This window comes from Phenylobacterium sp. (assembly GCF_036264965.1).
GTDB lineage: Bacteria > Pseudomonadota > Alphaproteobacteria > Caulobacterales > Caulobacteraceae > Phenylobacterium.
This window is the reverse complement of record NZ_DATAPY010000003.1, coordinates 1-9,169: the sequence shown is the minus strand read 5'-3', so window position 1 is coordinate 9,169 and position 9,169 is coordinate 1. Positions and strand designations below refer to the sequence as shown.

The following is a 9,169-nucleotide window of genomic DNA, read 5'->3' as shown; positions in this document are numbered from 1 at the left end:
GCCTGGACCCTTCGGACGACGAATACGATACGGTCGTGGCCTCCGGCGAGCAGGTGACGGCGGGCCTTTTGGCCATGACCTTGCGCCACATGGGCCTGAAGGCGCGTTCCTTCCTGGGCTGGCAGGCGCCGATCATCACCGACGACGCCCACGGCCGCGCCCGGATCGAAGAGATTGCGCCGGAGAATCTTTTGGCGGCGATGAATGCGGGCGTGGTCGCTGTGATCGCCGGGTTCCAAGGCGTCACGCGCGGCGGGCGCATCACCACCCTGGGCCGCGGCGGCTCGGACACCAGCGCCGTGGCCATCGCGGCGGCGGTGGGCGGCGCCTGCGACATCTACACGGACGTGGACGGGGTCTACACCACCGATCCGCGCATCGAGCAAAAGGCGCGTAAGCTGGCCAAGGTCTCCTACGAGGAGATGCTGGAGATGGCCTCGCTGGGCGCCAAGGTTTTGCAGACCCGATCGGTGGAGCTGGCCATGGCCCAGCGCGTGCCGGTGCGGGTGCTGTCGAGTTTCGTCGAGCCGGGCGAAGCCCCCGGGCAGGGCACCATCGTGTGCGACGAGGAGGAGATCGTGGAAAAGCGTATCGTGAGCGGCGTGGCCTACAGCCGCGACGAGGCGAAGATCAGCCTCTTCGGCCTGCCCGACCACCCCGGCGTGTCCTCGGCCATCTTCGGGGCGCTGGCCGACGCCAACGTCAATGTCGACATGATCGTCCAGAGCCATGCGCGCACCGCCGACACCGCCAATATGGAATTCACCGTCGGCAAGCGCGACGCCGCCCGCGCGGTGGAGATCGTCCGCGCCGCCCAGCCGCAGATCGGCTTCGACGACGTGGCCGTGAATGAGGAGGTCGCAAAGGTCTCGGTGATCGGGGTCGGCATGCGCAGCCACACCGGCGTCGCCAAGACGATGTTCGCCGCCCTCGCCGAAAAGGGCGTCAACATCCAGGTGATCTCCACCTCGGAGATCAAGATCAGTGTGCTGATCGACGCGGCCTACACCGAGCTCGCCGTGCGCGCCCTGCACGCGGCCTACGGGCTGGACCAGCTCTAAGCCGTCTCCGCGGAGCCGGTCAGCCGGAAGGCCGCCCAGGTCCCGGCCAGCGCCAGGGGAATCACCGAGACGAACACCCAGAACGCGATCGCGCCGCCGTTGTGGGCGGTGATCCCGCCGGTGAACCCGGCCAGGTTCGCCGCCACGCCGCTGATCGCCGAGCCGGCCGCGGCGCCGGTCTGGCGCACCGCGGTGATCGCCGAGGAGCCGATGGCGCGGTCCTCGTCGGACAGCGCGGCCAGCAGGCGGCGGCTCATGAACGACCAGGAAAAGCCGAAGGCCGCGCCCATCAGCGCCCCGCCGAGCAGCACCCACCAGAACGGCCCGTCGGCCATGGTCAGGGCGAGAATCACGAGGCTCGCGATCAGCAGAACGGTCCCGATCCGGATCCAGCGGCCGTCCCAGAGGCCCGTCGCGCCGGCCACCAGCATGGCCGCCAGCGTCCAGGCCGCCGACTCCGAGCCGATGGCGTAACCGGCCGCGAGCGGCGAGAACCCGCGCAGGGTCTGCAACAGCGGCGGGGCGTAGATCGCAAAGCCCATGGTCGCTGCAGTAAGGGCGAACATGGCGAAATAGCCGGAGCCGCAGACGGTCCTTAAGTCGCCGGCTCGATGCGGCAGCAGCCGCACTTTCGCCCGATGATCGATCCAGATCACCAGGGTGAGGATCGCCAGGCCCACGACGACCAGCCCGACCGCCAGGGCCGGCGCCTTGACCACATCGGCGACGGCGATGGCCGCGACGCCCACGCCCAGCACCGCCAGCTGCAGCCAGGGGACGCCCGGGCCGCCGACCGCCTTGGCGGACCCCCGCAGCAGGAAGGGCGCGGCGGCGCTGAACACGCCGGCCTGCAGAGCGAACAGCCAGAAGACGTCGCGCCAGGTGCCGCCCTCCAGCACCGCGCCGCCGAACAGCGGGCCGAGCACCGTGGCGATGCCCCAGATGAAGGTCACGCTAGCGAACACCCGCGCCCAGTGCCGCTCGGGGAACAGCAACGCGATGGCCACCATGGCGAAGCCGGAGATCCAGCCGGAGCCCAGCCCCTGGATCAGCCGGCCGACCATGAACACGCCCACGTCGGGCGCCAGCGCGCTCATCACGCAGCCCAGGGTCATGATCACGCCGGCCATGGCCGTCGCGCCGCGCAGGCCGAAGATCTCCGACACGCGGCCGGAACTTGCCCCCGCCAGGATCGCGCCGACCAGGAACCCGGCCGTCGCCCAGCTGAAATAGGCGTAACCGCCGAGCTGGGCGCCGACGCTGGGCATGATGGTGGCGGTCACCAGGCTGTCGGCGGCGTTCAGCCAGACGCCGAGGCAGATCAGCGCGAACCGCGGCGCCCGCCCGTCGGCCAGCAGGTCCGCCCATGTGTTGTCGCTACGAGTCGCCGTGGCCATGCCGGCGCTCTAGCCCATGGCGCAGGTCACCGCGAGCGGGAGGCGCCCGGGGTCGGCAGCTTGAACCCCGGATACCAGTGAGTGGCGGTGCCCGCCGTCACGTACCAGCTCAGGAGCAGGGCGCAGATCAGCGCGCCGGGCACATAGGAGTTGGTCCGCCGGTAGGTGATCGCCGCGATCGCCCCCACGGTCGCCAGCAGCGGCACGAACTGGATCGCCACGATGGTGTTCAAGGGCTCGGTGGGCGTGAACAGCAGGCCGGTGCGGAACAGGGTCGAATATTCCACCACGAGCAGGATCAGGAAGCCCAGGCTCATGGCCAGCTTCCAGGCGCCCGCCTGCACCATGTAGCCTTCGCCCTTCACCGCCAGATTGGCCGCCAGCGCCCGGATCGCCACCAGGAAGAAGGCGGCCCAGAGGATCAGGTAGGGGACCGCCATCACGGCGTGGCGGCCGTCCAACGGGTGAAGCGCCAGCACCCAGAAGCGGAAGTCGACCTTGAACACCGCATTGACGAAAACCAGCGCCAGATAGCCCACCGCGATGGTCGCCACCGCGATCCCCGCAGACTTCAGCCAGTCGTTGGTGAAGCTGGGCTTGCCGCCGCGCACCACCAGGCTCAGCACCAGGGTGATGACCGCATTGATCAGCGCCCAGACGATCAGCTGGTTCTGGATCGACTGCGGGAAGAGCTGCATCGGGAAGAACATCACCCCGAGCTTCATCAGCGGATAGAAGGTCAGCGCCGGGACCGCCGCGGTCAGGACGAAGGCCAGCCACCACTTGCCGCCCCGCTTCGCCGCCACCGGCTCGGCCGGCCGGTTCAGGCTGGCGAACACCGGGACGGTGAGCAGCACCTCGAAGGTCCCGAGCAGCAACAGCACGAAGCCGATGAAGCCGACGCCCGTGCCGATGTCCTTCCACAGCCAGATCTGGTCTCCCGCCGGCAGGGGATGGGCCGCGCCGGCCAGGGTCTGCTGGAACCAGTCGACAGCGCCGCCGACGCCCGCGTGGCTGAAGTGCTCCCACGGGTGGGTCACCGGCGGGTTTTCCAGCACCCGCGCGCTGCCGTCGCCGAGCGCGCCATAGATCTTGCCCACCAGGATCGGAGACGGCTGGCCGAACACCTTGGCCAGCTTCTTGGAATTGGCGATCTCCGAGCCCTTGGGCACGCCCCACATCAAGGGCGCGAACTCGTCGTACTGGCCGAACACCACCGCCAGGTCGTTGAGCTTGGCCGGGGCCTTGGCGCCGAGGAACCCGGGGGTCGAGCCCTCGAAAACGATGGCCTTGTAGCCGTCGGGCTGCGAGGCGGCGGCGGTGGCGATCGGCACGCCGCCCATGGAATGGCCCTCAAGCCCGATGTTGGCCTTGTCGACGAACGGCAGGCTCTGCAGGTAGCGCAGCGCCGCCGGCCCGCCCAGGTCCTTCGACTGGCCCACCGCTCCGTCGGAATAGCCGTGGCCGACCATGTCCATGGCCAGCACCACGAAGCCACGCCGCGCCAGCTCGATGGCGAACGGGCTCTGCATCTCGCGGGTGTTGATATAGCCGTGGCTGACCAGCACCGCCGGCGCCGGATGCTCCGCGCTGACGCCCGGCGGCGTATAGAGCAGGCCGGCCTGGGTCAGACCCTGGTCGCCGGCGAATCGAACGTCCTTGAGCGTCACCCCGCCCGCCGTCTGGATGGCGTTGGCCAGGTACGATCCGCCCAGGATCAGCACCAGGCCCAGAATGAAGAAGCCCCATTTGCGCAGCATTGGCGTCCCCCCGAGGACTTGTTCTTGTTGCCCGGGACGATGCGGCCGGGACGGCCAAAGCTCAAGCTTCGTTGCCGTTGGCGCGCCTGGGCTTGGGCTCTCGAACCCCGCGGCAGACGCACAACATCGCCGCGCAACCTATCCGGCGGCTTCCGAGCGTCTGGTCGAAGCGGCGCAGTCTCACTTCGGTTTCGTGTCAGACGGTGCGCCACCTGCCGAAGGCGCCTTCAGCCAGGAAGCGAAAGTCTCAGGTAGCTTGGCTCGGCGAGCTTCGACGATCGGCTTCCAAAGCGCTTCGGCCAGATACTCGGGCTTGTAGTCCACGATGTGAGGGATCGCGTAGTTCTTGCCTGGGAGGTAGACCCCTGGGGGTCGGCTGGGATCGGCAGGGACTTCCTGCGGCTTGGCCCCGGCCTGGAGATTCGCCTGCATCTCCGCCAACCCGCCGCGGCAGAGGGCCGGGTCGTTCGCGCGAACAGGCGCCGTCGCCCATTCGAGCTTGAGGGCCACCTGCTTCACGACCTCCTGGTCTTGCGGAGGGAGCGATTGGCCGTACCGAAAGATCATCGGCCAATTCGTCATCGCCAGCTGGAATTTGTGAGCCGGCGCAGTGGGATCCTTGCACCTGGGACCGTCCAGATCGATCAAGGCCAATTGATACAAGGCAAAGGCGACTGCGGTTTGCCGCATCTGGTCCGAAGCCGGAGCCGGCATTGAACCGGCCGTCTTCCAGAGGGTGTTCACGTAGGCGATGTCGAAGAGGATGTTGCCGCCACTGACGACCTTCAACCGCTCCCAATCCAAGTCGCGCAACACATCGCCTGGCGTGGTGCTCAAGGCCAAGCGCTTGATCAGGGACGTCCAGTCTTCCCGGGCGACATAGCCATCCAGGGTGGCGACGTCAGATGGCATGGGGCCTATGTCAGCGGCCAGGCGTGCGCGGATCCCCTCCTGTGCTGATGATGACGAAGGCGTCGGTTCGGCTGCGAGCGCCGTGGAAGCAACTGCGGCAAGCGCGGCTGCGAGAATCGCACGCATCAAACTCATGACGCTACTCTGTCCAACACCCTGAACTCAGGCGCTTCTACCGCGTCCCGCAGGACGGAGTCGTCCTCAAGTGGACCGTATCAACGTCAGCTTCCCCCCGTTAGTGACCTTCCAAAGGCCCCCTCCTCTCCCAGCCTCTCCCTTGGCGCCCGCCCCAGGGAGAGGCGTAAATTGAGGCGCCGGATTGCTGGGCAAAGGCGACAAACGGTGGAAACGTCCCTTTCCGTCTCCGTTCAGAGATACAAACCTGCTAGGGAGCGGAAAATAAACTTCGGGAGGACGGGAAAGGCAGGATGGCGCAACCGGGCGTAGTCATACGCGGTCAGCGCAGTCTGCTGCGGCAGATTCGGGAGGCCCTCGCCGGGGGCGGCCCGGCGCAGGCGCGCCTGGACATGGTCGTGCGGATCATCGCGCGCTCCATGGTCGCCGAGGTGTGCTCGCTCTACATGCGCCGCTCGGCCGGCGAGATGGAGCTGTTCGCCACCGAGGGCCTCGACCCCGCCGCCGTCCACATCACCCGCATGAAGCCGGGCGAGGGCCTGGTCGGCGAGATCATGAAGCTGGGCCGGCCGCTGAACCTGGCCGACGCACCTGAGCACCCGGCCTTCTCCTACCGCCCGGAAACCGGCGAAGACCCCTACCACGCCTTCCTGGGTGTCCCTCTGCTGCGCGGCGGCCGCGCCATCGGCGTGCTGGTGGTCCAGAACCGCACGGCGCGCATCTACACCGACGACGAGCAGGAGGACCTGCAGATCGTCGCCATGGTGCTGGCCGAGATGGTCGCCGCCGGCGAGCTGATCGGCGAGGCGGCGCTGAAGGGCGTGGAGATCGCCCCGCACCGGCCCGAGCGCCTCAAGGGCTCCAAGTTCGGCGATGGCCTGGCCTATGGCGTGGCCGTCCTGCACGAGCCGCCGGTCGCCCCCAGCCAGCTCCTGTCCGACGACGTGGCCGCCGAGGAGCAGCGCCTGGCCGCGGCCATCGCCAGCCTGCAGGCCCAGATCGACCAGATGCTGGAGGGCAACGCCGGCCTCGTCGACGCCTCTTTCGAGGTGCTCGACACCTACCGGATGTTCGCCCACTCGCAGAGCTGGCTGCGCAGCCTGCAGGACGCGGTCAGCAACGGCCTCACCGCCGAGGCCGCCGTCGAACGCGTGCGCTCCGAGCACCGCGCCCGCCTGGGCCAGGCCCGTGACCCCTATCTGCGCGAGCGCCTGCACGACCTGGAAGACCTCAACGACCGCCTGCTGCGCCATCTCTCCGGCGACGGGCATGAGGCGCGCGAGCTGCCAGAGAACGCCATCCTGATCGCCCGCAACCTGGGCCCCGCGGACCTGCTGGAATACGACCGCACCAAGCTGCGCGGCCTGCTGCTCGAGGAAGGCTCGGCGGCCAGCCATGCGGCGATCGTCGCCCGCGCGCTGGACATCCCCTGCGTCGGCCGCCTGCCCGGCCTGCGCGACAAGGTCTCCGAAGGCGACATGGTGATCGTCGACGCTGAGACCGGCGAGGCCTATCTGCGGCCGCGCACCGACGTCGTGAAGGCCATCCAGGCCCGTATCGATGTGCGCCGCCAGCGCCGCGCCGAGTTCGCCAAGCTGCGCGACACCCCGGCCTTCACTCGCGACGGGGCCAAGATCACGCTGCTGATGAACGCCGGCCTCGATGTCGACCTCGATATCCTGGGCGAGACCGGGGCGGAGGGCATCGGCCTCTTCCGCACCGAGTTCCAGTTCATGGTCGCCGAGGAGATGCCGCGCTTCAACGCCCAGACCGCCCTCTATTCGCGCGTGATGGACGCGGCCGGCGACCTGCCGGTGACCTTCCGCACCCTCGACCTCGGCGGCGACAAGGTGCTGCCCTACATGGAGGCCGAGCGGGAGGACAATCCGGCGCTCGGCTGGCGCGCCATCCGCATGGGCCTCGACCGCCCGGCCCTGCTGCGCCTGCAGCTGCGCGCCCTGATCGCCGCCGCCCGGGGCCGACCGCTCAGGATCATGTTCCCGCTGATCTCCAACGTGGACGAGTTCCGGGCCGCGCGGGCCTGGGTCGATGTCGAGGTCGCCTGGGCGCAGCGCCGCGGCCGCGCTCCGCCGTCCCGCCTGGACGTCGGCGCGATGATCGAGGCGCCGTCGCTGGTCTGGCACCTCGACGCCCTGCTGCCGATGACCGATTTCGTCAGCGTCGGCACCAACGACCTGATGCAATATCTGTTCGCCGCGGACCGCGGGAACCCGCGCATGGCCGACCGCTACGATCCCCTGTCGCCGCCGGCGCTGCGGGCGCTGGAGCAGATTCAGCGCGCCTGCGCCGAGACCGGCACCCCGGTCAGCGTCTGCGGCGAGATGGCCGGCCGCCCGCTGGAAGCCTTCGCCCTGGTGGCGCTGGGCTTTGAGCGCCTCTCCATGCCCCCGGCCGGCGTCGGGCCGGTGAAGCAGATGGTGCTGTCCTGCGACCGCGAGGCGGCTCGGCGCGGGGTCGCCGCCCTGCTGAAGAGCGGCGCGGGCTCGGTCCGCAACGAGATCGAGACCCTGGCCCGCAAGATCTACGTGGCGGTCTGAGGGAGCCCAGTCAGCGTCTTGGCCAGCGACAGCGAAGCCCTCAATCTTCAGTCCGCCGCCGACATCGGCTCGGCGCTGAAGGCCCTGCGCGAGCAGAAGCAGCTGAGCCTCGAACAGCTCGCCGACATGACCCGCGTGCGCCGCGTCTACCTGGCCGACATCGAGGCCATGCGGCTGGACCGCCTGCCCTCGCGGCCGTTCACCATCGGCTACATCCGCGCCTACGCCGAGGCGCTGGGCCTCGACGGCGACGCGGCGGTCGAGCGCTTCAAGTCCGAGGAGCCGGTCCTCGACGAGCCCCTGCGGGCGCCGGTCGGCGTCGTCCAGAACGGCGACCCTCGCGCGGTGGCGATCGTCGCCGGCGTGATCGTCATCCTGGTGGCGATCGTGCTGTGGAACATCGCCCAACGCGCCCTGATGGCCAACGCACCGCCGCCGCCCACCGCCAGCGCCCAGGCGACCGCCAAGGCCCTGGGCGTCGCCAGTCCGCCCGTTGTGCCGCTGGGCGCGCCCCTGCCTGCGCCCGTCGAGTCCACCACGCCGCCGCCCTACGAGACGCCGGGCATGCCGATCATCAACCCCGACGGCACGGTGACCACACCCAAATCCGTCCAGGGCCCCAAGTCGGGCCTCACGCCCGAGACGCCCACCGTCGATCCGTCGACCCTGTCGCAGGTCTTCGTGGCCACCGGCCAGATCTATGGCGCGCCCAAGGACCAGCCGTCCGCCGTCACCCTGCAGGCCCTGAAGCCCGCCTCGCTGATCGTCCGCGGCCAGGACGGCCAGATCTACTTCGCCCGGCAGTTCGCCGCCGGCGACGCCTTCCGGGCGCCGCAGGTGGGCGGTCTGACCGCCGAGGTCTCCCAGCCGGCCAGCTTCCAGGTGTTCGTCGGCGGGCGGTCCAAGGGCTTCCTGCCCGCCGCCCAGGTGTCGTTGAGCAACCTGGCGCAGTAGTCGGCGCCAAAGATGTTCCCCTCAGGGGGAGCTGTCAGCGAAGACTGACTGAGGGGGGGTTCATCCCCGGCGTCCGGGATGTCGTCGTCGCGGACTCAGCGGCGGAAACCCCCTCCGTCCCTTCGGGACACCTCCCCCTGACGCGCGCAGAGCGCGCTGGGGGAGGATCTGCTTGGGTTCGCGCCCCGAAAGCCCTATTTTCCGTGGCCATGAACGCCCCACACAGCCACGCCGAAGATCACGCGCACAAGGACCACACTTCGGTCCGCCCTTGGCGCGCGATCCAGCGCCGTAAGAGCCGCAAGATCCGGGTGGGGAATGTGGAGGTCGGCGGCGATGCGCCGATCACCGTCCAGTCGATGACCAACACGCTCACCGCCGACGCTCAGGCG

General features: G+C 69.3%; 7 protein-coding genes. 4 read left to right on the top strand and 3 right to left on the bottom strand.

From position 1 onward, the window contains the following. Window positions 1–1,061, top strand: a 1,061-nt coding sequence (locus tag VHS75_RS00320) for an aspartate kinase (protein WP_329636603.1), incomplete at its 5' end; no start/stop codon positions are given. On the opposite strand, the gene VHS75_RS00315 is transcribed toward VHS75_RS00320, so the two are convergent. From VHS75_RS00315 to VHS75_RS00305, 3 genes are all read right to left on the bottom strand, one after another. Next, a complete protein-coding gene (locus VHS75_RS00315) occupies window positions 1,058–2,458 on the bottom strand; it encodes an MFS transporter (protein WP_329636602.1) in 1,401 nt (466 codons plus the stop codon). The two genes, VHS75_RS00320 and VHS75_RS00315, sit on opposite strands and share 4 nt — an antisense overlap. Window positions 2,459–2,484: 26 nt before the next feature. Next, on the bottom strand, window positions 2,485–4,218 hold the full coding sequence (locus VHS75_RS00310; RefSeq protein ID WP_329636601.1) for an alpha/beta hydrolase: 1,734 nt from the start codon (window positions 4,216–4,218) through the stop codon (window positions 2,485–2,487). A gap of 180 nt (window positions 4,219–4,398) precedes the next feature. Then, window positions 4,399–5,265 carry a hypothetical protein gene (locus VHS75_RS00305; protein WP_329636600.1) on the bottom strand — a complete coding sequence of 289 codons (867 nt, stop codon included), beginning with the start codon at window positions 5,263–5,265 and terminating at the stop codon, window positions 4,399–4,401. Between the two features lie 293 nt (window positions 5,266–5,558). Here VHS75_RS00305 and ptsP point away from each other — a divergent pair, with 293 nt between their 5' ends. From ptsP to VHS75_RS00290, 3 genes are all read left to right on the top strand, one after another. Then, window positions 5,559–7,823 carry a phosphoenolpyruvate--protein phosphotransferase gene (ptsP, locus tag VHS75_RS00300; protein WP_329636599.1) on the top strand — a complete coding sequence of 755 codons (2,265 nt, stop codon included), beginning with the start codon at window positions 5,559–5,561 and terminating at the stop codon, window positions 7,821–7,823. An 18-nt stretch (window positions 7,824–7,841) separates the two neighbouring features. Next, window positions 7,842–8,777 carry a helix-turn-helix domain-containing protein gene (locus VHS75_RS00295; protein WP_329636598.1) on the top strand — a complete coding sequence of 312 codons (936 nt, stop codon included), beginning with the start codon at window positions 7,842–7,844 and terminating at the stop codon, window positions 8,775–8,777. Window positions 8,778–8,986: 209 nt separating this feature from the next. After that, window positions 8,987–9,169 (top strand): flavodoxin-dependent (E)-4-hydroxy-3-methylbut-2-enyl-diphosphate synthase (locus VHS75_RS00290; protein ID WP_329636604.1); only part of this gene is annotated, 183 nt, incomplete at its 3' end.